At 62.8% G+C, this 23413-nt stretch carries 17 protein-coding genes; 7 read left to right on the top strand and 10 right to left on the bottom strand.

Annotation, left to right across the window (positions count from 1 at the left end; genetic code table 11):
- The first annotated feature begins 394 nt into the window (after positions 1–394).
- Positions 395–4951: a MobF family relaxase gene (gene mobF, locus AC4D12_RS16680; protein WP_490951084.1), complete on the top strand. Its 4557-nt coding sequence runs from the start codon at positions 395–397 to the stop codon at positions 4949–4951.
- Between the two features lie 229 nt (positions 4952–5180).
- On the opposite strand, the gene AC4D12_RS16675 is transcribed toward mobF, so the two are convergent.
- Genes AC4D12_RS16675 through AC4D12_RS16665 form a run of 3 tightly spaced genes read right to left on the bottom strand, consistent with a single transcriptional unit; the run spans position 5181 to position 7925 of the window.
- Positions 5181–5894 carry a restriction endonuclease gene (locus tag AC4D12_RS16675; RefSeq protein WP_490951083.1) on the bottom strand — a complete coding sequence of 238 codons (714 nt, stop codon included), beginning with the start codon at positions 5892–5894 and terminating at the stop codon, positions 5181–5183.
- The gene (locus AC4D12_RS16670) at positions 5857–6687 is read right to left on the bottom strand and encodes a hypothetical protein (RefSeq protein WP_490951082.1); all 831 of its coding nucleotides are present in this window, start codon (positions 6685–6687) and stop codon (positions 5857–5859) included. The genes AC4D12_RS16675 and AC4D12_RS16670 overlap by 38 nt, the downstream gene beginning before the upstream one ends.
- Positions 6684–7925, bottom strand: a complete 1242-nt coding sequence (locus AC4D12_RS16665; RefSeq protein WP_490951081.1) for a toll/interleukin-1 receptor domain-containing protein — start codon at positions 7923–7925, stop codon at positions 6684–6686. Before AC4D12_RS16665 ends, AC4D12_RS16670 begins: the two co-directional genes overlap by 4 nt.
- 81 nt (positions 7926–8006) lie before the next feature.
- Between AC4D12_RS16665 and AC4D12_RS16660 the strand changes: the two genes are divergently transcribed.
- Complete coding sequence (locus tag AC4D12_RS16660) at positions 8007–8474, top strand: TIR domain-containing protein (RefSeq protein ID WP_490951080.1); 468 nt, start codon at positions 8007–8009, stop codon at positions 8472–8474.
- Positions 8475–8488: 14 nt separating this feature from the next.
- Entirely contained in the window at positions 8489–9118 is a 630-nt protein-coding gene (locus AC4D12_RS16655; protein WP_490951079.1) for an Nmad2 family putative nucleotide modification protein, read from the top strand.
- Between the two features lie 16 nt (positions 9119–9134).
- On the opposite strand, the gene AC4D12_RS16650 is transcribed toward AC4D12_RS16655, so the two are convergent.
- The 6 genes from AC4D12_RS16650 to AC4D12_RS16625 form a co-directional block, all read right to left on the bottom strand.
- Positions 9135–10127 (bottom strand): nucleotide kinase domain-containing protein, encoded by a 993-nt coding sequence (locus AC4D12_RS16650; RefSeq protein WP_490951078.1) that lies wholly within the window; start codon positions 10125–10127, stop codon positions 9135–9137.
- A 144-nt stretch (positions 10128–10271) separates the two neighbouring features.
- Complete coding sequence (locus tag AC4D12_RS16645) at positions 10272–11699, bottom strand: thymidylate synthase (protein ID WP_490951077.1); 1428 nt, start codon at positions 11697–11699, stop codon at positions 10272–10274.
- Between the two features lie 943 nt (positions 11700–12642).
- Positions 12643–13335, bottom strand: a complete 693-nt coding sequence (locus AC4D12_RS16640) for a response regulator transcription factor (RefSeq protein WP_490951076.1) — start codon at positions 13333–13335, stop codon at positions 12643–12645.
- Positions 13332–14723, bottom strand: a complete 1392-nt coding sequence (locus tag AC4D12_RS16635; protein WP_490951075.1) for a sensor histidine kinase — start codon at positions 14721–14723, stop codon at positions 13332–13334. The genes AC4D12_RS16640 and AC4D12_RS16635 overlap by 4 nt, the downstream gene beginning before the upstream one ends.
- Positions 14724–14829: 106 nt before the next feature.
- Entirely contained in the window at positions 14830–16617 is a 1788-nt protein-coding gene (locus AC4D12_RS16630) for an ABC transporter transmembrane domain-containing protein (protein WP_490951074.1), read from the bottom strand.
- Entirely contained in the window at positions 16614–17828 is a 1215-nt protein-coding gene (locus AC4D12_RS16625) for a P-loop NTPase family protein (RefSeq protein WP_490951073.1), read from the bottom strand. Before AC4D12_RS16625 ends, AC4D12_RS16630 begins: the two co-directional genes overlap by 4 nt.
- Positions 17829–18285: 457 nt before the next feature.
- On the opposite strand from AC4D12_RS16625, the gene AC4D12_RS16620 reads away from it, so the two are divergent.
- The 4 genes from AC4D12_RS16620 to AC4D12_RS16605 all read left to right on the top strand — a co-directional run bounded on the left by AC4D12_RS16620 (position 18286) and on the right by AC4D12_RS16605 (position 22743).
- On the top strand, positions 18286–19230 hold the full coding sequence (locus AC4D12_RS16620) for an ATP-grasp domain-containing protein (protein ID WP_490951072.1): 945 nt from the start codon (positions 18286–18288) through the stop codon (positions 19228–19230).
- A 441-nt stretch (positions 19231–19671) separates the two neighbouring features.
- The gene (locus AC4D12_RS16615; protein ID WP_490951071.1) at positions 19672–20037 is read left to right on the top strand and encodes a YciI family protein; all 366 of its coding nucleotides are present in this window, start codon (positions 19672–19674) and stop codon (positions 20035–20037) included.
- A 68-nt stretch (positions 20038–20105) separates the two neighbouring features.
- Positions 20106–21338, top strand: coding sequence for an RNA polymerase sigma factor (locus AC4D12_RS16610; protein WP_490951070.1), 1233 nt, complete (start codon positions 20106–20108; stop codon positions 21336–21338).
- Between the two features lie 154 nt (positions 21339–21492).
- Positions 21493–22743 carry a cytochrome P450 gene (locus AC4D12_RS16605; RefSeq protein WP_490951069.1) on the top strand — a complete coding sequence of 417 codons (1251 nt, stop codon included), beginning with the start codon at positions 21493–21495 and terminating at the stop codon, positions 22741–22743.
- Here the strand turns inward: AC4D12_RS16605 and AC4D12_RS16600 are convergent.
- A complete protein-coding gene (locus AC4D12_RS16600; RefSeq protein WP_490951068.1) occupies positions 22698–23285 on the bottom strand; it encodes a TetR/AcrR family transcriptional regulator in 588 nt (195 codons plus the stop codon). The genes AC4D12_RS16605 and AC4D12_RS16600 overlap by 46 nt on opposite strands.
- Positions 23286–23413: the final 128 nt, after the last annotated feature.

The raw sequence follows: 23413 nt of genomic DNA, 5'->3' as shown, positions 1-23413 counted from the left end.
CTTGTACCCGACATTCTGGCAGAGAACCTCCACGATCAGCAGACCGAGCTCACCTAACGGTTAGGCGGCAGGTTTTACCCGCCCGCCCGCTTCCGGGGGTGGACAGGCAGTGCATCGCTCTGAGATTCGGTTCGGGCGAAGGACCATGCAGTGAGGTGATGCGTGCGTGAAGCAGCTCTCTATCAGTATCGAGCGCCTGTTGATAACAGACAGCGGCTGTCCACAATCGAAGCTGATGCTTCTCATGATGGACAGTCGCATCACAGACCAATGGACCGAACATGCCGTTTTTCGAACCCCTGTCACTCGCACACTCCCGACAGCTCAAAACACCATATCCAGTCACACCTCTTGCATTTCGAATAAATGAGGCCGCTGCCGTTAGAATCGCCCCATGATGTCACTGCACGTTCTCAGTGCTGGCACCGGCTACCTGTACTACACGCAGGAGACCGCCAGCGGGGATGAGTTGCGCTCCGAGGACCGCCAGCTGGGCGACTACTACACGATGGAGGGCCTCCCGCCCGGGCAATGGCTCGGGGGCGGCGCGACAGCGCTCGGCGTCGCCGGGAACGTCACTGAGGCCCAGATGGCGAACCTGTTTGGGCAGGGCAGGCACCCTGAGTACGAGGCGATCCTGGCCGCGAAGATCGACGGTGGGATGCCTGCGAAGACAGCGCAACGTCTGGCGGACAAGGAAGCAAAACTCGGGCGCAGGTACTACGAGTACAGCCCGAAAGACACCCTACTCGCTCAGGCGATCAGGGTTCGTGAGAGTGACTTCGAACGGATTCAGGGAAGGACCCCGACAGCTTCCGAGAAGCACCGCATCCGCGCGACAGCGGGAGCCGTCATGTTCAAGGACGGACACGGCCGGGCCCCGGCCTCGAAAGAGGAACTGGGGAAGTTCATCACCGCCCAGCTGCGACCGCAGCAGAGCGCCGTCGCTGGATACGACCTGACTTTCACCCCCGTGAAGAGCATCTCGGTGCTCTGGGCCCTCGGGGATGAGGACACCCGGCGGATGGTCGAGGACGCTCACCAGGCAGCGCTGAAGGACTCCGTTGAATACCTGGAGACGCACGCTCTGGCCACCCGTGTGGGCACCAACGGGATCGCGCAATCCACGGTCAAGGGCGGTCTGACCGCGACCGCGTTCCGTCACCACGACTCACGTCTGGGAGACCCGAACCTGCACACTCATGTGGTGGTCTCGAACAAGGTCCAGGACCACGCGGGGAACTGGAAAACCATCGACGGGAAGCTTCTGCACCGCTCAGCTGTGGCCGTGTCCGAGCACTTCAACACCCGCATCCAAGCGCATCTCGAGGCACGTGGTGTGGAGTTCGAGGCTCGTACCGTGAACGGGTCCAAGCAGCCGGTGATGGAAGTCGCTACCGTGCCGCGCGAGCTGACGGCTCTGTTCTCCAAGCGCAGCGAAGGCATCCGTGCGAGCCTCACCGAACTTCGTCAGGCGTACGAGGAGCAGCGTGGTCACAGCCCGGACGCGGCTGCTCTGATCAAACTCGCGCAGGCGGCGACGCTGGACACCCGCCCCGATAAGGACAAGCCGAAGACCCTGGAGGAACAGGGAAGGTTGTGGCGGGCCGAAGCCACGATTCTTGTCAGCGCGTCCGAGCTCGAGCGCATCACCGGTGCCCGATCGCGCACCATCCACCCGACAGTGACCGCCCTGGATGCCGGCGACGTCGACGCGGCCGCGCGAGCCGTCATCGCCGCTGTCTCCGACAAACGGTCGACGTGGACCGCGCAGAACGTCATGGCCGAAGCGAACCGGTGGGCGAAGGAGTACGCGTCCGACCACGGCCCGCTGGCACCGGGTGTGGTCGACTCCGTCGTCGCCCGCAGCCTCGACTCAGCGTCGGTACGCATCACTCCGAACCAGGTGCATGGGGACTTCCGCGCCCTGTCTGTAGAGACGGGGGAGCTGAGCTTCGAGCACCGGACCGACACCCTCTACACGTCGACCGCGATCCTCGAGGACGAGAACCTCCTCATCCGTGCGGGGTCCCAGGACGTCATCCCGGCGGCGTCCCTCGCCGATTTCGAGGCCGCAGTCGATGACTACCAGCGGGCCGTCGACGCAGGTGAGAAGTCGCACCCGCTGGACGAAGGCCAGATCGAGCTCGCGCGTCAGTTCGCCACGTCATCGAAGCTGCTCGGCATCGGTATCGGCGCCGCCGGCACCGGCAAATCGACAGCCATGAGCTTGGTCCGGGCGGCCATCACCCACGCTGGAGGCCGCGTCATCGGTCTCGCGCCGTCTGCCGTGGCGGCCGCCAACCTCGGCGACCAGCTAGGTGCTACGGCCGCGACAACCGACAAGTTCCTGATCAGCAACGACCTCGCCGGGCAGGGCCCAGACGACACCGCTGACGACACCGCTGACGACAGGGCTGACGGCACCGATGCATCTCCCGCGTTCGCGAAGACAGGAACGAAGACAGGTGAGGTCGGCCCGCTTGTGGTCACGCCCGGCACGGTGGTGATCGTTGACGAGGCAGGCATGCAGGGCACCGCGAAACTGGCCGACGTCGTACGTGTTGTCCAGGCCGCCGGCGGTCTTGTCCGGTTCGTCGGGGACGATCGGCAGCTTTCGGCCGTGCAAGCCGGCGGGGCGTTGCGGCTCCTCATCAATGAGGTCGGTGCAACAGAACTCGAGACGATTCACCGGTTCACGAGTCTCGAAGAAGCAGACGCCTCGCTGCTGCTGCGCACACCCACCAGCCACGAAGCCGACCCTTTCCGCTGGTACAAGGACAACGGCCGAGTGCAGGCCGGCTCCACGGAAACCGTCGAGGGCCTCGCCTTCGGTCTGTGGCAGACACGGCTCAACGCCGGTGACGCAGCCGTGCTGATGGCCCCGACGAACGAGAGCGCACAAAGGCTGTCCGAGCGAGCCCAGGCATACCGCATCGAAACCGGGGAGGTCGCCGGGGCCGCACAATCTGTGCAGCTGCGCGACGGCTCCCAAGCATGGGCCGGCGATCACATCGTCACCCGGCAAAACGACACCCAGCTGAAGGTCAAGCGCGGCCGCGACTTCGTCAAGAACGGTGACATGTGGACCGTCGAGGAAGCCCACCCAGACGGGTCCCTGTCCGTCACCCATCAAGGACACGGAGGCTCGATCCGACTGCCCGCAGAGTACGTGGACGCCCACGTACACCTGGGCTACGCACTAACCACACACAGGGCACAAGGCATGACCCGGGATGCCGGCATACCGATCCTCGACGCGTCGACCACGCGCGAGAACGCCTACGTAGCGGCAACCCGCGGCAGGGACGAGAACACATTGTTCGTCGCCCTCGAGGACGGACAGGACCGGGACACGGTCCTCGCCGCGATCGCGGACAACCACGGCCAGGACTCCTCCGCACACGAGGCGCTGTCTACCGAGTACGAGCGGGTCAACTCGCCTCTGACCCTCGCCGATCAGTACCGGTACGTGAATGAGCAAGCGAACACGCTGAGGATGACGGCCATGGCACGGGAGGTTCTCGGCCCCGACGTTGAACGGTTCATCACGGCCGAGTCGTGGGGCGCGGTCGCAACCCACCTGGCACGAGCCGAACACGGCGGCTGGGACCCTGCAGGCCTGCTGCACACCGCGGCCACCGAGCGGTCCTTCATAACCGCTGACGATCAGTCAGCGGTCCTCGCATGGAGGGTCGAGAAGATCATGGACAAAGCACCTGACGTCCTCGCCCGCGCAGGGGAACGACCCCTGCAGGATCTCACCGACAACCAACTGGCCCAGCTGCGCGACCAGGCCGAGACTGCTGCGCGCGTTGCACGGGCGGCCGCCGACGTCCACGGCCCGAAGCCGGCGGATCACTGGACGAACCGACCGCACGGCAGACTCACGGACGAGGAGCTCGAGCGGAGGATCTTCACCACCCGATTCAGTACACGCGAACACGATGCCCTTGCCGATTCCGTGCAGGGCCCCGCAGCGGCCCGCCGCGCCCATCAGCAGCTGCGCGCCCTGCAGGAAGAGCACCGAATCCGGACCCGCGAACTCGGAACCTCTCGGAGGGCAGCGGAGGCCGCCGAACGAGGTCCGAACACCCAGTCCGGGGCGGACGACCCCGCCGCCAAGGCAAGCCTTCACAGGGGAGCCCGGCAGGACGTCATCGCCGCTCGAGCGCGGGCCGAGGAACGCCTGCGCACCCTCACACCCCGCCCAATGGATCCCACAGCCGTGCCGTCGGCACCGGACCGGTTGCCGGAGTGGTTGGCACCGGCCCGGGCGATGCAGAGCAGCTATCTGCCAGAGCCGTGGAGGGAGGAGCTCGCGGCACGCCGGGCTGTCCTGGCAGCACGATTCGACGAACGCGGGTACCTGTTGGCCGCCGAACCACCGGACTGGGCGCAGAAGCTCGGGCCCGTCCCTGCACGCCCCGATGCCGCCCAGCAGTGGCGCGACACCGCGGCCAGCATCGAGATGTTCCGGGCCCGCTACAACGTGCCCGACACGGAGCCGGCACCTGTACCCGAACGGCTCAGAGGTGAGGACGTCGGCCGCGAGCTCCACGAGCAGGCCGTTACCGTCAGCAAGCGCTCCCGCGCCCTGCCCAACCACGCCTCCGATCAGGACAAGGCCCTTGACGCAATCAACGCGCTTGAGCGGGGGAAGGCCACGCACGCAACGCCATCCCCGGCAAAGAAAGCGTCGGACACCGACCGCCAGGCGCACGGCCAGCCGCCGACTGCTGTCACGCCGGTGCAGACAGAGAAGCCGCGCCTGATGACTCGGCTCGAGAAGATGGTCGCGGAGCAGCAGGCGAAACGAGAGGCGGAAAGGAAGCCAGCAGAGAGGGCGCCCGAGACGAACGCCCAACGACAGGCGAGTCTTGACGCGGAGCGCGCCGTGCGCGAGCAGCAGGCCGCTGATCGTCTACGCGGTCCAGGGCTCGGACTGTAAGAATCGGAAGCCGCCAGGTTCCTTGAGCCCACGGTCGTGGGAGCTATTGGAGTGCCGGGAACACTTACATTCTCCGGTGAGACCACAGTCCCCGCCGAAGGCGTCACGTCTGAGCTCAGACGTCACGGACCACCCAACAACGGCCGGCACCGACGAGGTACGGGCCCTTGTTGCCCCCTCTTCATCAGTGCTGAGGCGTCTCACCAACGGCTGTTGCCTTGGCCATCGATCAAGCGGATAAGCCCTTCTCTGCTGCTTCGAGTTTCAGTTCCAAGTCGATCAGCTGAGGATAGACCCAGGAGAGCGCCTCCTCCGGGCCGTTGATGCGGAGGGTGGGCAACATATCTCCCTTTGGGGGAAATTGCTCGGCGAGCACGCTAAAGAGCACTTCTTTTATCTGCATCAGGACAGCAGCTCCGCTGTAGCCGCCGAAGGGGCCCTCAGGACGAAGTCCGACCTCTTCGCGATACGACTTAGATAGTGCCCAGTATCGAGCGTGAGCAATTGCGACTCTCCTTGGTAGAGCACGAACTTGCTCCAAAACGATCTCATTGGCTGCTATTTCCTTGAGATCCCTGATAGACGTGACGTATACGTTGCTCTTGTTGGTCACGCCAACCGCGCCGCTCTGAGCTCCGGACTCTGAGAGCAAGATCCCACGATCTGCACCAACATCCTCGACGATCGATCTCAGAGTGAGCACGTGGGACTTGTCAACTGGACGTTTCCAGCGCTTACACTCAATGATCCAGTTAACAGCTAGACCAGCACGTTCAAAGCTGGCGTAGACATCGACGTCATGGCTACCGCGCGCTCCGGCGACTCGCAGGTCGGAATGGACAACGAACCCGAGTTCCCGAAATAGCGCCGCTGCCTGCTCTTGATACTCACGCCAATGAGCCAACCTAGAGCGCCGACTCTGAGAGTAGGCGCACGGTGGCACGTGCTATATCAGCTGGCCTATGGCTGATGAGGAGAAGTTGTCGAAGCTCTTCGTCACGGCAAGAGTCGAGGACAGTACCCGAATATGCATCACGCAGCACGTCCAGCGCGGCTGCGACTTCTGCGTCCTGAGCATGAGCCGGATACGCTACCGGCGCCCAGTCGTCAAAGGACCGCGGAAACAAGTGCTGTGCGACTGCCGCTGATGCGCCACCGTACCCGCCAGCAATCAAAAGCAGACGTCCGGATTGAATCGTCAGACGAGCCTCTTCAATCACACCAGGCTCTACACCGGCATAACCTGAGAGACGTCCGCCAACAATGAGGCGAGCTGTTGTTTCGCCTACTACATACTCGCGCATCGCAGTCAACGCGTTGCGGGCGTTTTGGCTCCAAGAGCCTTCCAGGGCACGTGAGCTCGGCACCACCTCGCGCGCCTCCGAGACCAGCGTCAGGCGCCCGACGTCGCCGAGAGCCCTGTCGGCTGCAATCAGCTCGTCAGATGTGAGCTTTCGATACTCTGACTCGGCGAGGGTAATCTCCAGCGCGGGTCGCCCGCCGCTAAAGCGTTGAGCCTCTTCGATCAGAATCTCGGTGTATCCACCTGGGTTGAGGTGGCCTCCGTATACGACTGTTCCTCCCGCGAGCATGATCGCTCTGCCGACCTCGGCGATGACGAGACGGCAGTGCTGCTCGGTGAGGCCGAGCCGGGCAAGGTCGGCGCTCTCAGAAACGGACAGGGCGACTTTCTGACTTGAGAGAGCATCTCGCGAGATGAGGACGGGTTCGTTCATTTCTTGAGTTCTCCACCACGAGTCTTGAGTTCTCCACCACGAGCCGAGAACGTTCGAGGTGTCAGGATGTCGACGTCGACGTCGTAGCCTGCCACTGCACATAATTGCAGTAATACTTCGCGTTCTGCGGGTCCGAGGGGCGGATCGGGGTGAATGACCCAGAGGTGCTTGTCATCTGGCTGCGTCTCTCGGTGTGCAGCGAGCCAGGGCGCAAGAGTCGTCGGCTCGGGCGACTGTGCTGGAAGCCAATCAAACCCATCCTTGGAGAGATAGGATGTCTGCGCTTGCCAGAGGGTGTTCTTGAGCGTCTCGTCAACGAGCCTGTTAAGGGCGAGAGTGACTCCTAAATCGGGGTTGTCGAGGTCACACACCACCGAGGGCACGTGGTCCATTAGGAAGGACCCTCGTTCCTCCCCGGCGGTGAGCGCATACATGCAGACGACCGGCATACCGCTTTGTTTTGCAGCGTGTACCTCCCGTTGCGTCCATTCTCGTGCGGAGTACACATCGGTGCGGATCATCAGCAGGGCACTGCTGCCAGCGGCGTCCTCAAGTGTCTTCTCCCAGTCGCCACCCGGTTGGATGTCCTGCGCGTCGAAGAAGGCCGAAAGGTGCGACTGCTGAATGTGATGGCGGACACGCTCAAACATTGCGGGGCCGGAACGCGAAGCTTCCTCCGAAGTCCGGTGTTTCGTATGACTCACGAACACCGTGAGCCGTGCGGGAAGGTTCGCCTCGTCCTGAATTTGTTGGGTAATCGCCTGTGCCAGCTCCCGCCCGAACAAGCCGCCGTCCGCGTTAACGGCAGTCGGCAGAGTTTGGATTCCGTTAAGGATCTGGCTGACTACGCTGGTACTCCAGTGCAGACCCTCCGCGATGACAGGGTAGACGCCTACGCCAGACCTCTGGTTTAGTTCAGCGATTTCGTGTAGATACGCGTTCCATGGACTGGCTGCGTCTGCCGCTGCTCGGAGCAGATTCGTGTCGATGATTAGGACGATCGCGTTAAACTGGGCGGGCGGGAGGCCCGCGCCGAGTGGCGTCGTAATACCCAAGGGCCGTGGCGGCGCTCCCTCCTCCCACGGATCGCTGCGCGCATAAACCTCGACGGCGCCGCCGGCCAATCCCGAGAACGCGGGGCTGTGAAAGTGCTCTTGGAGTTCCGTGAATCGTTCGGTTCCGATTGAGTCCTCGGGATGCCAAACGACGAAAACATCGAGAATTGGCGGAATCGGCACATGCACCCCCTCTCAAAACGCCGCCTCATGGGGCAATGTCGGTGATCAAACGTAGACTATCCCAAAAAGAGAGGGCCCGACATGAGCGACCAGCACAACATCTTCATCAGCCACCGTCATGAGGACGACGCGCTGGTCGGAGATCTCAAGAAGATACTTTCTGGCAACGGAGCGGAGATCCGGGACTCGTCGATCACGAGCGAGACCCCGAACAACGCAAAGAGCCCCGACTACATTCGACAGATCCTTGCCGACCAGATCCGATGGGCAGGCAAAATCATCGTCATCATCTCTCCCGATACAAAGAACCATGAGTGGGTCGACTGGGAGATTGAGTACGCCCGCAAGTTTCCGGATAAGCGAATCATCGGGGTCTGGGCGCCCGGCACCACGCATGACGACATCCCCGAGCCCCTCGAAGACTATGCAAATGCGATCGTCAACTGGGATGCTCAAGCGATCATCGACGCTCTTGACGGCGACGACAGCTGGACAGATCCCGACGGGGCGCCTGCGGCTGTGCAGTCGATCCCGCGAGCCGCCTGCTAACAGGGAGATTGAGCGTGAAGGTGTTCAGCTACGTCGTGCGCTATGACGTCGGGTTCGCACCGAATCCTTTTCACGGGATCTGCTCTCTTGCCACTTGCAAGCAGGACATCCGCCGGGTCGCCCAGGTCGACGATTGGATAGTCGGCACAGGCTCCCAAACGAACGGCAAGGCCGGTAGCCTCGTTTACGCTATGCGAATCTCAGCAGTCGTGAGCTTTCAAGAGTATTGGGAAGACGAACGGTACGCCGCCAAACGGCCTAACCTTCGAGGCAGCCGCATGCAGCACTTCGGCGACAACATCTATCACCGCAATACCGCCGGTGATTGGATCCAGGAAAACTCCCGCCACAGCAAAAACGACGGTTCCCTAGAAGCGCGTCACCTGCTGCGCGACACGAAGAGTGAGCGGGTGATGCTCGGAGACGAGTTTGCATACTTCGGAGGCGATGGCCCGGACATTCCCGAATCGCTGCGCGAGGGCTACGGCTTCGACCTCGTGCATTCGGCACCTGCATACCGCAGCAACTTCACGGACGAGCACGTCGCAGCGATCATCGATTGGGTGCAATCGCTTGAGCCAGGGGTGCAGGGACGCCCGCACGACTGGCCACGTCGCAAGCGTCCAGTAGCAGCCGTCGCGTGAGCATCAGCGCACGCACCTAAAACATGGGCGCGAGAACGCGCGCTTGCACGAGATCGTCGCCCAGTACCTCTTTTCGAGGAAGGCGACTATTAATTCCCCACTTGGGCGGGAAGAAAAGCGTCATCGGCTCTGGCGTGGAGACGTAGCGCGATTTGATCCGGCTCCTAGCGCTAGCAAGCTCTGGAACCGCTTCGCGGCAATACTTATCGGTTTCGCAGAAAAGATTCTGTGCGTCGATCGCCTGGATCGGCCGACCCCAGAGTCCGCCAAATTCAAGGCCCAGTCGCGTAAACTCGCGCTCCTGGTTGTCGACCATCCACATGATCACCTCTTGCGGCGTCAGGCCGCCGAGGTCGGAAAAGACCTTCTTAATGCCGCGTAGTGCGCCCGGCCCAGGTTTCGTGAAGTCGTTCTCAGAGAAGTTCACGTGCTCCGAATAGTTCAGGTCAATCGCCATCTGGTAAGACATGAAGTCTCCCATCAAGGGGAAGGTATGTAGCAGGTTATAGACCATTTCCAGCGACTCCGCCTCGAGAATGCGTTCAGCGAGGCGTGACCGAACGAACATTTCACGGAACAGCTCGACGTGGTTCAGATGCTTGCTCTTGCGATCGTAAGCATCCGTAGCGCAGAGGATGAACGCCCCCGTATAGAGGCCACCATTGCGGTCTTTCGCGTCGGTGAGGGCGGCTTCGAACACGCCGGACGCGAGATCCGTAATGCGAGGCGGACGACCGATTAGTTCGATGACGGTCTTCCATGTACGAATATTGCTGAAGTTTCGGAAAGCGACGATCTGGAAAAGACGATCAGCAGGGCATGTGTCGTCATCGCGGTAAGCGACGTCACGGATGAGGTACTGACTGACACGGTCGGCCGCCCGATAGACGTTGCAGAACTTGTACTCCTGAAGAATTCGGTCCTGCGTCCACGGCCTCGGGGCTCCAGCGACACGTGCCTCAAATACGTGCTGCCGCTCAGCGGCGAACTTCCAGTAGAGCTCGTACACCCCACCCCGTGGAGTTGGTGCTTGGATACCCGTGGCTGTCTCCGTTCGTGCTGCCCACGATCGTGGCCAGGTGAGTGCGACTTGTCGGCCTGTAATTCGCTCCATCATCTCCCGCGGAAGCATTGCAGTCCGCCAAAACCGCCGTCATGATCGTCCCGTGTCACGGCGTAGCGTGTCGACACTACCCGGCTCAGACAGCGCGACTGCTAGCACAAGCCGTAATGCGATCGCCGTCAAGCGCTCTGCTAGCGCTAGCTTCTCCATCCACTCGCCCTGCGGATGGAGTTGAAGGAAGGCGTCCAGTTCACCGAACATCGTTGAGGCCTTCACCGCCTCCGCATGAACGGTCCCGATCTCGTCGGTGGTCTCCCACGCCTGCATGAGTTCCTCAAAGCCTTCCGGGCCGTCGCTGAACCGCTCGCCACCATTGGCGAAGAGCTTGTGGGCGACGTCGGCCGACTGGTCCGCGAGGAAGGTCTCATACTTAACTGCGTACACCAGGAGATCGATTGCGGTGTCTAAAAGCGCCTCTCTCCCTGCTGCCGCACCGCCCACAAGCTGATCGATGCGGTCAACCTTGCGGGCGAGGTTGGCAGCGATGCTGATCAGCTCGCCGCGCTTCTTCCACGAGTTGCCGTAGGCGGCATCCTTCGACCGGTGCAGGGAGATGACAGACTCGCGAAGGTCGACCCAATCTACTGACAAAGCGGGCTTGGAAAGAAGCTGCGCGGAGTCTCGGAACAGTTGTTCGTGGAGCGCCAAGGCAATGTCACTATGGCCAAGCTCGTCGACGAGTTCACGTTGTCGAGCCTCGTCAGCGCCATTGGCGATCGCCCATTTGATCGCGAGTGCTTGAAGGAACTGACGCAGTAATGGGTCGGAGAAGTTGGCGATCTCCGCCTCACAGTTCTCCCCACACGCCAGTCGGGCTTCAATGTCGAACCAGCTATTGAGCACGCTGGCGAAGTCCTTCCATGGAGTCTCAAACGAAGCACCCACCCACATCTCCTCATAGCCAGTGGCGCGTCTATGTCCGGCGAGGACACGATCGGCTTGCTCGTTCCGCTCGTCGTAAAGGTGAAGGGATGAGATGAAGAATGACATGTGACCGACTCGCGCGCCGAGCCAGAAGGCCATCATCTCGTGAAGCACGCTCCACTCGAACGTGTTGATGCCAGAGAACCCCCACAGGATGTCGTTGGAGCGCACGGTCACGTTGAGGTGGACGTTGCCGTCCCTGACGAGGAAATGTAGCCAGTTGTTACAAGGCACGTCGAGCGAATCCACGAAGTCGCGCGCAGGATCAAATAGGACAGCGACTGCCCGGCGAGACTCAGGGTCTGAACGGAGGAGCTTGCGAATCTCGTCTATCTGATCGACTCCACCCCAGTCGCGCAACCGAGGCCCATAACCGCCACGCCACGTCACCTGGTCATCCGAGAACTGCAGCGCGCGGCCTAGGTAGCGGGCTAGATACTCCATGTCATCGCGCCCAGCGAATACCCACATTGTTTCGGCGATCATCGCGAACACGTCATTGCGACGACCTGGCACCGTGATGAAACGTTCCATTGGCCGCGCCAAAGTTACAGTCCGTGCGAGACGCTCATGAGTCGGCAGTCCGCGAACTGTCACCGGTTGCCCACCCGAGCGCACTTCTGCAAGCTCGCCAATGAAGGCCCACGCAGCGTTGCGATAGAGCATGCGTACCTCTCCAAGTTTCTTCGGCCCGAAGATCGAGTATCCCGCGGCGCCCGGGAAATCTCGTGACCCAACGAGCGGTGTTTCTGGGCGGGGCAGAATGCGCGCTCAGGGCGTTAGTTCCAGGGGTGGGACTTCCTGATAAGTGTCATGCAAGCCTCCAAAACGCCCCAGCCCTCACGCCAGAGCTGCCGACGACCTTACCGCAGCCTTTGACCAGACCAGCTCGAACGGCAGCGAATAGGGGTGCGCGTCAAGATAGGTTGACATAAGATAAGTTATCGGCAGTTCGTCGGGGGTCAGATTCAGCGGGGAGTGGCGCCCATCGGCTGCCTCTACCGCAGCCCAGACCGGGGAGGAAGCCGGAAGGAACGCGGGAGAAGTAGTCGGGCGGATATGACACCGGCCCGGCATGATGTGAGCGCATTGGCTAAAGCGGGAGGCGGTTAGTTTCCCTCCGGCCGCCGGCTGCTTGAAAGCCGGAGGGAATCCCACGTCCGCGCACGAGGCTCGTCGGTGTATCCGGCTGAGTCCACGACACGAGGTCGGGACGTCGTTGGGGTTTTCTCAGTATGCGCCGATCAAGTTCACGACGGGGCAGTCTTTTCCTGACAGGCACCGCATCGCTGCTCTTCAACTCATAAACAGATCCGAGCAGTGCACGAATGTAATGAGCTCCCCAGTGCTGCACAATCCCCTCCGTCGGGAGAGGCAGTTCAATGCCCGAGCAGATCACCCATTGCGACCCACCCCAGGTCGGAGTAGGGGGAAACGAAGGAAAACCGAACTTACAACTTCAACAGGACGTCGCTTTTCACGGTGGCCGGCCTGTCGTGGTGCGTTCTCGAGCGAGTCGGTAACCGAAGCCGCGGACTGTTTCGATGATGTCGTCGCCGAGTTTCCGTCTCAGGTACTGCACGTAGACGCTGACGATGTTGGTGTCGGGATCGAGGTCGTTGGACCAAACCCGTTCGAGGATCTGTTGTTTTGTGAGAACTTGTTGAGGGTGCTGCATGAACAGTTCGAGGAGGGTGAACTCCCGAGCGGAGAGGTCGACGGCGCTGGTATCGATGAAGGCCTGGCGTCGCTCCGGGTCGAGTCGGATGCCCGCGTACTCCACCGGCTGGTCAGTCGTCGTCGCTGTATGATCGCGGATTCGTAGGTTGATGCGGGCCAGGAGCTCAGCGAAAGCGAATGGTTTCGTGAGGTAGTCATCGGCCCCCGATTCGAGGCCCGTTACCGTGTCCTGAAGGGAAGTCCTTGCCGTGAGGATGATGACGGGAAGGCTGTTTCCGGCCTGTCGTAGTACCGATAAGACCCCGAAACCGTCGATCAGTGGCAGGCCGATGTCGAGGATCATCAAGTCGTACCGGTCCTGCATGGCGGCTTGAAACGCCGAAACGCCATCGGTCATGACGTCGCAGTCGAACCCTGCCCGGGTGAGGCCCTCGACCATGAATGCGGCCATCCTCTGTTCGTCCTCGGCGATGAGGATGCGTTGCGTCATGACCACAGCTCTCCTGTGTCATCACGGGTATTGGCCAGCGTCCTGGTTTCGACGCGGTCCGGTGGCAGTTCGATGGTGAAGGTTGATCCTTTCCCGATGTGGGTAACGAGGTCAACGCGCCCGCCGTGGCTCTCGGCGATCGCGGTCACGATCGACAGTCCGAGTCCTGAGCCTTCGGTGGTGCGACCCATCTGGGCTCGGGCGAAGCGTTCGAAGATGCGGGCGGTGTCTGCCGGTTCGATTCCTGTGCCGAAGTCGCGTACCCACAGACGGATCCCTGACGTATCGGCTGCAGCCCCGAACGATATCCTGTGATCTTCCTCGGTGTATTTGACCGCGTTGTGCGCGAGTTGAAGCAGTGCCTGGGTGAGCCGCTGCTCGTCGCCCAGGAACGTCACGTTCTGCCGACCGTCAACCGTCCAGCGGCGCTTACCCAATGATCTGGCCTTATCGGCGACTTCGTCGATGAACCGGTCGGCCTCAATCGGACCATCCCGGACGAAGTCGGGCCGCGCTGCTGATGCTAGGAGGGTGATGTCGTCCACGAGGCGGCGCATACGGTCGAGCTCATCGATCAGCATGATGATCGTGCGTCGAGCAGCGGCAGGGTTCTCAGGATCGAGCAGTTCGAGGTGACCGCGGAGGATCGTGATCGGGGTGCGCAGCTCGTGACTGGCGTCATCGAGGAACTGCCGCTGGGAGGAGAAGGCGTCGTCGAGCTTGTCGACCATCCCGTTGAAGGTCATCGCGAGCATTGAGATGTCGTCTGTGCCCCGCACAGGGATCCGTTGCGAGAAGTCGGCGTCACTGACCTGCTCGATAGCTTCTCGCAGTAAGCGCACGGGTCTCAGGAGGCGGCCGGACAGCCACCAGCCGACACCGCCGAGCACGACAAGGGCGAAGAGGGCGACGGCCGCGGACGTGACGGTTGCAGACACCGCTTCGTCCCGTTGAGCTCCGACGTCATTGACGATGACGTAGGTTCCGGTCTCACGCAGTCCGTTGATCCGAACGGGTACGGCGGCGTAGAAGACCTCCGTGCCGTCGATCATCGCGGAACCGCGCAGGACATCGGACCCGGCGAGGTCGTTCGTCAGCGATCGGAGAAGTTCGGGTTCGGACATCAGGTCGACCGGGCGACCGGCGCTGCTGATGACGTCCTGCCCGGCAAGTCCTATGAAGGTCTCGAATCGGCCGCCGACGTTACCTCGTTCAGCTGCGTCGAACAGCTCGTTGAGGGTTGTGAAGTCCTCCACCGTCCACGGTGTGCCACGCGAAGTCAGGAAGCTCGAGAACTCTTCGATTTCCTGATCGAGCGCGTTGTCGGCCCGCGTCTGAACACGGTCGAGTTGCAACGAGTACGCGGTGACAGCGGTTGCAAGGGTCACGAGAGCTGCCAAGGGCACACCCCAGCCGATGATCCGTGCACGCGCGGAGTGAACAGGTCGCAGCTTCCGCAGCCTGCGTTCGACAGCACGACCTTCTATGGGTGAACTACCTGGCAAGGCTCCCACGATCTTTCTGCTGCGTGCTGGTGTCATGAGCGCATTCGACCGACCACGTGATGGTTCGTCGCTTCGCAATCGCCACAATAGATCCTTCGTTGCCTGCAGCTATCATCACGACTCCGGGGAAGCCCGCGACGATGTCGTTGAGGATAGCGAGGCCGTCGTCGTCGAGTTCAGTGTCGATTCGGTTCAGAATAAGCAGCGGCGGATCTGCCAGGGCAGCTCGACCGAGCAGCAATCGGGCGCGTTCGGAGACCGTCAGAGGTTCACCTCCTCGCCTCAGTTGTGTGCGCTCACCTTTGCTCATCAACCCGACGGTAGCGCTGAGTCCTACCCGGTCCAATGCAACCTGGCTCTCCCCCTCCCCGAGGTCAGGTCTGCGATACCGTATGGCTCGCGCGATGGTGCCGCGTTCCAGGCTTGCTCCCGCTGATGCGTATCCCACTAGTTCACGACGCGTTTCCGGTGAAGCTTCGAGCAGGTTCACGCCGTCAATGCAGACGATAGCTGCAGGATCGCGCCTCAACCCGAGCACGGCATCGAAGACATCGTCCACGCGGGCTGGATCAGCGGACTCCACCATGACCGTGTCCCCCGGTCTGGCGAGGAACGCGGGGGGTGGGCACGAACTGCATGCGGAGGGCGCGATGATCGACACGACCCCGTCGCCGCGCCGGAGGGATTGTGGAAGCTGTCGCGCGATTTTCGCGGACCTGGCGCTCGAACCGCTGTGTGACTTCGCGAGGGTTGTTCCGTGGGCTTGCTGTTTCTTCTTCTTGCCCCGCTCCCCCGCGCCGTTGCGTTGATTCCCCTCCTGCAGCGCCGGCGCGAGGATGCGTCGGGCTGCCTTGAAGTTCTGCCGGTACTCAACGACGCGTCCAAGGTCACTCACCGGCGTCGAGATCAGTCCGACGATCGTCAACGCGCCGGCGATAACGGCCGTGTCCATCGACTGCCACAGCCCGACGACGCCGACAGCAGCTACAGCGACAGCGGCCGCGCCTGCAGCAACCCCACGGATGTACCCGGTAATCCGGGATCGGGCGATGGCTGCGTTGACGACGTCCTGACCGGCCGCGCCGATCCTACGCACTTCACGCTTCTCCCCGTTGGCCGCCCTGATCACATGAGTCGCCGCCATGGTGTCAGCGAGCAACGAGGCAAGTCGTCCTCGTTTCCGCCGAACGATTCTCGCGCGATCGAAGGCCGTGCGGGCGAGAGTCAACATTGCTACAGCCAGGATCATCAGCGGGATCAGGGCCGCTAGGCCGAGCGCAGGATGGAGGAATGCCAGCCCAAGGGTGGCCCCGAGGATCAGCGGGATGCCTACGGCCAGTGGCGCGATACCGAGTGACACCCAGTTCCGGACACTCGTGAGGTCATTGGTGGCTCGGGCGATCGTGATGCCGGCGGCAGGTGGCTTCTCTGCAGTCATCGCCGCTTCAACCAGCCCGAGCCGGATCTGATGGATGTAGCTTTGCCCGAGGCGCTCCGCCAACACACGCTCGATCGCCCGCAAACCGCCAATCCCTAGCGCGGCGGCGAGAAGACCAGCGCCGGAGAACATGGCTCCAGCTGGGTCCGAACCGGACCCGAGGAGCCTGGTCATGAGCAAAGCTGTCGCCCCTGCGAGGATCGCCAGGAGAAGTCCGGCTCCGATGAGGCAGACCATTGTTTTCCTGCGATCACCCTCGAAGAGCTTCGGTAGGCGATCATTGTCTACTGATGCCTCCTTCGGGCTGGAGGCTTCGACCGCGCCTTTAGCGCTGCTCATGCTGCCTGAGCGGGGGTGGGAAGCACCGCCGCCACCAGGTCACGAGCCACAGTCGCTTCGCACAGGTCGTAGGTGCTGATGACGGGGACGTCGAGCACCGACGCCGCTTCCTGCGCCGCCAGCGGCGAGGCGGTGAGCAGGCCCGACACTGCTGCAACTCCGACCCCGCTCTCCTGAAGCACCTGAACACCCGCCGTGGCTCCGAGGGCGTCCGCGGCCGAGAACACCACACGGTCAACGACACCCTGGAATACCGGATCGGCCATGAGACGCGCGGTCTCCCCCTGGTACACGCCGTCCGCTATCTCAACGACGACGACATCGGTCTCCTCAGTGCTCAACCGCGCGATGAGGCGGGTCAGCAGGTCACGGACCTCTGCGTACTCCAGCTTGAAGGTGGTTGGGTGACCGAAGTCGGTGAAGTCGATGACCTCACGTGCGCCGGCGTCGGTGAACAGACGCGGATCGTTCCCTGAGCCCGTCCCGGTGGCCTTACCTGCCGAGACGCGCAGACCGGCATTGGTCAGCCCGTTGACGAGACATCCGAGAGTGGTCGACTTCCCCGAGTTCATTGACGTGCCAAGAACGGCGACCACCGCTGGACGGCGGACACGGGAGGGCGCCACCACGTTGGCTGGCACGAAGTCCTTGAGGTTGAGCACTCCCTCGGTCGTGGCGAGCAGCCCGATGGGCTGCAAAGTAGTGGCCTGCTTCATGCCTGCATGCTGCTCGAGCACCTGCCCGGCAACACCTCCGCCGGCTACCAACTGGCACTCAGCGAGATCTTCGGGCACCACGGCCAGGAACTGATCGGGCGCATACCGGTTGCCGTAGGCCACGAGGATCTCGTCGCCTACGAACATAGCTTGCCTGCGAGACACCGGGCTCTCGAGCTTCAGATGGGAACCGAGCTTGACGACGCGCGCCAGGACGACGTCTCCGGCCTTCGGTGCCTCCTGCCGGAGCAGATACCCGCTTGCATCCTCCTCGAGCGCCGCGGCGAGAAAACGGGTGGTGTATGCCTTCTTGGCTCGCTGCAGGCGCTCCGGATCGACCGGGACCACATCTGCCTTCGAGGCACGAGACATCACCGTCGGGGCAAGAGGAGTAGCGGTGGCAGCAGGTTCGATAGTCAGACTCATGGCGGGCTCCTTCAGGTAGGGATTACTGCGGTATGACTTCAGTAAAGAACCCCATTCGAAGAACAACATGAGCCACCGATGAGAGTGCTCTTATGTCCCGTACACCTGCCCGACACCTACCGCCCCTGCCTCGCAGGGCTCCTCATCTGGCTCTTATCCGCACTCGCTAAAGTGCTCACCGCGCTTCACCGAGCTCGCCCCGCTCACTAACGAGTGCCGCCCCATAGTCACCGCCCGGTCGTCCATCCACCCCGAGCTCTCACGTATTTCAAGGAATCGTATGCAGAACTCCGCTCACGAGCACAAGCACGAGCACGGACTCTTGCCCTCCCTACGTGGTCGGTCGCCTGTCCCTCGTGTCCTGATCGTCTCGACGGGTCGTGACCGAGGCGCCCTCGCTGCCGCGCGAGCCTTCAAAGCCGCAGGGTGGTACGTGGGGGTAGGGACCCCCGAGGGTGGAGGCGTGTTGGGATCGTCGAAGGCCTGCGACATGACTTACCGGGTGCCGCGCCCTCGCGATGATGGTATGCCCTTCGTTGAAGGCGTTCGACGAGCCGCCCTGGACGGCGGTTTCGACATCGTCTTCGGAGGCGGAGACGATTGGATGGCTGCGCTTGCTGCATACCGGTCGCAGATACCCGTACCAGTAGCTCACCCCGACTACCGGATTGTGCAGACCGTCCTCGACAAGGTCCAACTCGCCGAATACGCCGAAAAGGCGGGACTGGCGTCCCCCCACACCGAGCTCGCGACCGACGAAGGTCTCGCCGCGTGGACAGGTCCAGTGGTCGTCAAATGCAAGGAACACTGGTCGCCGAACCAAACACGGCCTCTACGAATCGAAGCGAAGCTCTTCCCCGACGCAGTGACAGCACTCCCCCAGGTCGAGCGCATCAGGGCAGCCGGCGCTGAACCCATCCTGCAGAAACCTGTCAGTGGCCACCTGGGCGCACTGATCGGGGTCTTTCACAATGGGCACCTCCACGGTCGGACGCAACAGGTATCAACCAGGCTCTGGCCCACCCCCAACGGCGCGTCAGCCCGCGCCCGCACAGTGCCCGTCGACGAGGACCTCGCGGCCAAAGCGGAAACCCTCCTCGCAGACCTCCACTGGCACGGTCTGGTGGAACTGCAGTTCCTCACCGGCGACGACGGCGTCCCCCACCTCATCGACTTCAACGGACGCTTCTATGGGTCCCTGGCCCTGGCAGAACACGCGCGTCCTGGGCTCGTCAACGCCTGGGCGGAAATAGTGCTGCTATCGAAGGTCGCTCACCTCGACGACGCCCGCGTCGGCGCACGCTACTCCTGGGCGGCCGGCGACTTCAGACGCGCCAGGATCGAACGCCGCGGAGGGATCTTCCGAGACGTCATGGACAGCCTGCAATGGTCCGCTCGAGCGAGGCACAGCGTCTGGGACCGCGAAGACATCCGGCCATCTCTGGTACTCGCTCTAAGTCGATTCCGGTAGGTTCCGCCAGTCCGGCAGCGCTCAGTACCTCCTGGTTACGATCGGTGGAGCTTCGCCCCCGAAATCTCCGACACCGCGGCTGGCCCCAATTACAAACACGACCTGCTGCCGAGGGCGAGTCATCTACCTGCTTCCAGCTCGGTTGTGAGGCCGCCGCACAGGGGCCTGGCACCATGATGAAGGATTGGAGCTTCAGGACCAAGCACCTCCCTTCAGGACCAATGAGGGACCAAGCGCGCCCGGTGGCAGTGACGCGACGAGGCCACTCGCGGCGGTCTAAAGGGCCTAGTGGGGCAGCGTCATCCGACCCCTCGCGGGTGGATCAAGGACGCCGAATACGGTCTCTCCCGGGTCCCGAAAGAATTTTTTCGGCGGGTGTCGAACGTGGCCTTGCTCGTTCGCTGAAGAGGTGTAACGGTTCCACTGACGAAAGGACGCACCATGAAATACGTGATCATGTTCACCAGCAACCCTGAGTTGGACGCGCAGGTGCCGCAGGACAAGCAGCAAGAGACTTACTCCCGCATGTACCAGTGGTTCGGGGAGAACGCGGCGCATCTCGCGCCTGTCGGAGCGCAGTTGCAGTCGGTCGAGACGGCCACGACCGTAAAGCACAGGGAGGGCGGAACGGTGGTCGTCGATGGGCCTTTCTCCGAGGCCAAAGAGGCCATCGGCGGTTTCCAGGTTATCGACGTCCCGGACCTGGATGCAGCAATCGCCCTGACGAGGACGTGGCCAGGGCTGGAGCACCCGGGCTGCGGCGTGGAGATCCGCCCCATGGTGGACTTCAGCCAGCAAGAACAGTGACCGGATCGGATGCCGCGGCAGGGCCAGGCGGCGGAGCTGCGGCATCCGATCTACTCCTCGCGCGGGTCGTGCGTGAACAGTCAGGCCGGATCGTCGCTTCCCTGGCCAGGTCGTTGGGTGATTTGGAGATTGCTGAAGAAGCAGTTGCCGAGGCCGTCGAAGAAGCACTGCGCGCGTGGCGGGGCGGCCGGATCCCGCCGAACCCTGGCGGGTGGCTCACCCGGGCAGCACGCCACAACGCCATCGACCGGCTCCGCCGAGCAACCCGTTACCGCGAGAAGCTGGCGAGCATGGCACCCGAAAGCGAACGGGGGACTACGATCGCGGATCCAGCCGACACAGACTCGTTCATCGACATCGATGAAGCTGATGACCGGCTACCGCTGCTGTTCGGCTGCTGCCACCCCGCGCTGTCGCCGGAGGCTCAACTGGCGCTCACCTTGAGAGCGGTATGTGGCCTCACCACCGCTCAGATCGCGCGTGCCACCTTCAGCACCGAGCCCGCCACCGCGCAACGCATCGTGCGCGCCAAACGGAAGATCGGCGCCACTGGCATCCCGCTGCGCATCCCGGACGGGCCGGACCGGGCGGAGCGGCTCGACATTGTTCTCACGGTCGTGTCGGTGATGTACAACGAAGCCCACCTCATTGCCGGCGGCGACGCCACCTCCAATCACGGCATCGCCGACGACGCGATCTGGCTGGCAGGCGTCATCGCGGCGGCGCTGCCTCGCGAGGCAGAAGCTCATGGCCTCCTCGCGCTGCTGCTGTTCCACCGCGCGCGCGAATCGGCCCGGTCCATGGACGGCGAGCTCGTGCTGCTGGCCGATCAGGACCGATCACGGTGGAACGCCACGCTCACCGCTCGCGCGCGCGCCGAGCTGGAACACGCCGCTCAGTTACGTCGGTCTGGCCGCTGGCAACTGCACGCCGCGATCGCCGCGTGCCACGCCGATGCCGACACCGCAGCCGAAACCGACTGGCCTCAGGTCCTCGTCCTCTACGACCTGCTCCTCGGCTACGACCCATCACCCGTCGTACGGCTCAACCGCAGCGTCGCACTCGATCGCGTCGGAGCACCCGCCGCCGCGCTCACCGAAATCGACACCCTCAAGAACGATCTCGAGCGTGCGCACCTCTGGCACGCCGTCCGCGCACACCTCCTCCGGCGACTCGGTCGTGATGACGAGGCCCTCGCTGCGGATCTCCGGGCCCTGGAACTCACCGCGAACGACGCCGAGCGCCGACTCCTCGCAGCACGCGCCGCCCCTAGCCACGACCCGGGGTCGTCAGGCGTCTGAATGAGACAGCAGCGAGGAGAAACGTTCGTCAACATATGTTGAGATGATCTTGGTTATCGGCGGTTCATGGGAGGTCCGACTCGTCCACGCGAGATGTTCCATTCCAGGGAAACGACGACTTGAACAGAACTGGGTAGTTCTATAGTGTCGCGACATGAGCACACCTGCAGTGACCAGGTTCAGTCCGGCATCAACCGCCTTCGCCACTGAACGGTTCGACGTTCTCGCCGGTCTGCGTGGGGAGAGCCCGGTGTCGTTCTTGCCCCAAATTGGGATGTGGTCTGTAACGGGATACGCCGAGGTGCGGGAGGTCTTAGCTGACCCAGAGACGTACACCTCGGGCGGGACGTATATACCGGCACAGTTCATCCCCACTGAAGCGTTTGAGGTGTATCCAGCGTCCGGTGCGCTGTGGGCGCATTCGATGGTCAGTAGCGACGGCGAACAGCACCGCCGGTTACGGACAGCGATGGCTGCAGCGTTCACGATGACCCGGGTCCGAGCTTTGGAGTCGACGATCCGTCAGGACGCCGACGAACTGCTTGCCGCGATGACGCGCTCGACTGAGACATCCGTCGGGACATCCGCCGGAACGACGGATCTTTTCGCCGCGTTCGTGCGCCCACTACCATCCAGGACGATTGCTCGGTTCTTCGGTATTCCTGTGGAGGACGCGCCCCGTTTCTCAGCGTGGTCGGATGCGTTCCTTGTGCCCCAGGTGCCCGGGCTTCCGGCAGAGGCGTATATAGGCGCAGCGCATGATTTTGCGGCGTTCGATGCCTACATCCGAGCTCTGATTGAGAGCGACCCGCGCGACCTCGACGACGGCATCGTCCGGGAACTGATCCTCGGTCGCGTTCGAGGTGGCCATGACCTGTCGGATGATGAGTTGGTCGGGGATATCGCCAATGTGCTCTTCGCCGGGCACGAGACGACAGTGAGTTCACTCTCGAATATGTTCGCTCGACTCCTCCGTGACCGACCGACCTGGACCGCACTATCGACGGGAACCCTCGGGGCGGACGCCCTTGTCGAGGAGCTCCTGCGTCTGGACACCGCTGGTATCGGGTTGTTCCGTGAGGCACCAGCCGGCGCGGTGCTCGGGCATGTGAAGCTCCCCGCCGGAGCGAAGTTGTGGGTGTCATTCGGCGCAGCCAATCGTGACCCCGCTCTCTTCGAAAGCCCCGACCAGTTCAACCGGCAAAGGCCGAAGGAACGACCTCCGCTGACCTTCGGACACGGTGCGCATGTCTGCATCGGCGCCGCTCTCGCTCGTACGCAGGTCCGTATCGCTGTCGAGGCCGTTACTCGTCGCTTCCCTGATCTGACCCTCACGGCGCCCATCGTGGAAACACCGAATTACATCATCCGGTCCACGCCGTCCCTGCTCGTCAGCCAGTCGTAGACCCGGTCAGCGCAGGCGTCGGCGGCCGCATCACCGAGCGGTCGCGTACTGAACATAAAGCGGTAGAACAGTGGTCCGATTAGTGCGTCCGCTACGTCCTCTGGTGGCGGAGCGTCACTGATCTCGCCGGCTGCACGCGCTCGAACGAGCATCTCGCCGATGTCCCGCACAAATCCGGAGGTGAAAGTCGACTGGATCTTTCGCTGTTCCGGGTCATCGAGGGCGGAGACTGCCAGCGTCATAGCTGCCCGCCCCCACACGGTCGCCAACCCTCTGGCTACCACCTGGGCATACCGCCGCAGGTCGGCGAGTAGGTCACCACGCTCGTCGGGCGTACCGACCGCCAGTTCGGCGAAAGCATCCCGCAGGATGTCGTCCCGACTCGCCCAATGTCGATACAGGGTACTTCGCGCCACTCCTGACCTCGCACTTATCTGCTCGATCGTGATCGCACTGAAACCGACCTCCGTCAGCAAGGCATAACTCGAGGCCAGGACCTTGGCCCTCGTGCGCAACAGTCGCGGATTCTCTCTGAGCTCCATCCGATCAGACTCTCACCTCGTCACTCGGCAGGGCCACGCGAACCGATCCATCACGAGCGATACGGCGCACCCACGGGCTCATCGCGGCTTCCCAGTGAGATCCTCGTGTCCCCACTCCCACATCGCGA

Source organism: Arthrobacter sp. TJ-266 (assembly GCF_058269115.1).
The sequence above is the reverse complement of the archived record's forward strand: the minus strand, read 5'-3'. Positions and strand labels throughout refer to the sequence as shown.